The organism is Frankia sp. R82, assembly GCF_023716925.1.
Lineage (GTDB): Bacteria > Actinomycetota > Actinomycetes > Frankiales > Frankiaceae > Frankia.
The window spans coordinates 1-2,172 of sequence record NZ_JAMQQG010000129.1 but is presented as its reverse complement, the minus strand read 5'-3'; the positions used below and the strand labels follow the sequence as shown (position 1 = coordinate 2,172).

Below are 2,172 nucleotides of genomic sequence, written 5' to 3'. Positions count from 1 at the left end.
GGGGGCAAACAGGCACCGCCGCGGCGGTGGGCGGCCAGCCGGCCGAGCTCGCCGGGGCGGGTCTGGCCGACCGGCTGGCCACCCTCGCTCCGGCCGACCGTGACGAGCTGCTGCTCGACCTGGTCCGAGCCGAGGCGGCGGTGGTGCTCGGCCACGACAGCCCGGCGACGATCGGCCCCAGCCGCGCGTTCCGCGACCTCGGCCTGACCTCGCTGACCGCCGTCGACCTGCGCAACCGGCTGAACACCGCGACCGGGCTGACCCTGCCGGCCACGCTGGTGTTCGACTACCCGACCCCGGCGGCGATCTCCGCCTTCCTCGCCGACGAGCTGGGCTCGGCCGCCCCGGCGGGCACCTCGTCCCCGCTGCGGGTGCTGGACCAGCTGGCGGCGGCCCTCGAGGCCACCGGCGGGGACAACGCCGACACCGTCGAGACCGTCACCCGGCTGCGGGCCCTGCTCGACCGGTGGGCGGACGTCGGCGACCCCGGCACCGCCGCCGACGGCACCGACGACGAGTTCGACCTTGACGCCGCCACCGACGACGAACTGTTCGCGCTGGTCGACAGCACCAACGCCGAGTCCTTCTGACCGACGCCGCCGACCGTCCGGTCATCCCGTCCGGTTGCGCCGTCCGGTTCGCCGTCCCCGCCTCTCTCCGCCTTCTTCGCATACTCCGCAAGGGAGCCACTGGCCATGGCCGATGACGCCAAGCTTCGCGAATACCTCAAGCGGGCGCTCAGCGACGCACGTACGGCGCACAAACGCCTGCGGGAGGTCGAGTCGAGTCGGCGGGAGCCGATCGCGATCGTGAGCATGGCCTGCCGGCTGCCCGGCGCCGTGCGCACCCCGGAGGACCTGTGGGACCTCGTCGTCACCGAACGGGACGCGATCAGCGAGTTCCCGACCAACCGGGGCTGGCCGATCGACGACCTGTACGACCCGGACCCGGGCGCACCCGGCAAGTCCTACACCCGTCACGGCGGCTTCCTGCACGACGCCGCCGACTTCGACCCCGAGTTCTTCGGCATCTCCCCCCGCGAGGCGGTGGCCGTCGACCCGCAGCAGCGGCTGCTGCTGGAGACGAGCTGGGAGGCGTTCGAACGGGCCGGCATCGACCCGACGACGCTGCGGGGCAGCCGCACCGCGGTGTTCGCCGGGATCGCCGGACAGGACTACGCCGCCCGGCTGCACGAGATCCCCGACGAGCTGGAGGCGTACGTCGCACTCGGCACGCTCGGCAGCGTGCTCTCGGGCCGGGTGTCGTACACGTTCGGGTTCGAGGGCCCCTCGGTCACCGTCGACACCGCCTGCTCCTCCGCCCTGGTCGCCCTGCACCTCGCCGCCCAGGCACTGCGCAACGGCGAGGCCGACCTGGCCCTGGCCGGCGGGGTCGCGGTGATGTCGTCACCGGCGCCGTTCATCGAGTTCTCCCGCCAGCGCGGCCTGTCCGCGGACGGCCGGTGCAAGGCGTTCGCCGCCAGCGCCGACGGGACCGGCTGGTCCGAGGGCGTCGGCGTCCTGCTCGTCGAACGACTCAGCGACGCCCAACGCCACGGCCACCCCATCCTCGCCCTCATCCGCGGCAGCGCCGTCAACTCCGACGGCGCCTCCAACGGCCTCACCGCCCCCAACGGACCCGCCCAACAACGCGTCATCCGCGCCGCCCTCACCAACGCCCGACTCACCCCCACCGACATCGACGCCGTCGAAGCCCACGGCACCGGCACCTCCCTCGGCGACCCCATCGAGGCGCACGCGCTGCTGACCACCTACGGCCGGGCGCGTCCGGCCGGGCGACCGCTGTATCTCGGTTCGGTCAAGTCGAACATCGGGCACACCCAGGCCGCCGCCGGCGCCGCCGGCATCATCAAGATCGTCGAGGCCATCCGGGCCGGGGTGCTGCCGGCGACGCTGCACGTCGACGAGCCGTCCACGCGGGTGGACTGGTCCGTCGGCGACGTCCAGGTGCTCACCGAGGCCCGGTCCTGGCCCGAGACGGGCGCGCCGCGGCGTGCCGGCGTGTCGGCATTCGGGGTCAGCGGCACCAATGCCCACATCATCCTGGAGCAGGCGCCGCCGACCCCCACCTCGACCGTCCCCGCCACCGACACCCCGGCCGCCCCGGCCGCCCCGGCCCGGTCGGCCGCACCGGAGCGGGGCGGCGCACCAC

Annotated in this window: 2 protein-coding genes; both read left to right on the top strand. The window is 74.4% G+C overall.

From position 1 onward, the window contains the following. On the top strand, nucleotides 1-590 hold a 590-nt coding region (locus ND747_RS16095), incomplete at its 5' end, for a phosphopantetheine-binding protein (RefSeq protein ID WP_251734430.1). Nucleotides 591-695: 105 nt separating this feature from the next. Further along, the coding region (locus ND747_RS16090; protein WP_251734429.1) for a beta-ketoacyl synthase N-terminal-like domain-containing protein at nucleotides 696-2,172 on the top strand (1,477 nt) is incomplete at its 3' end.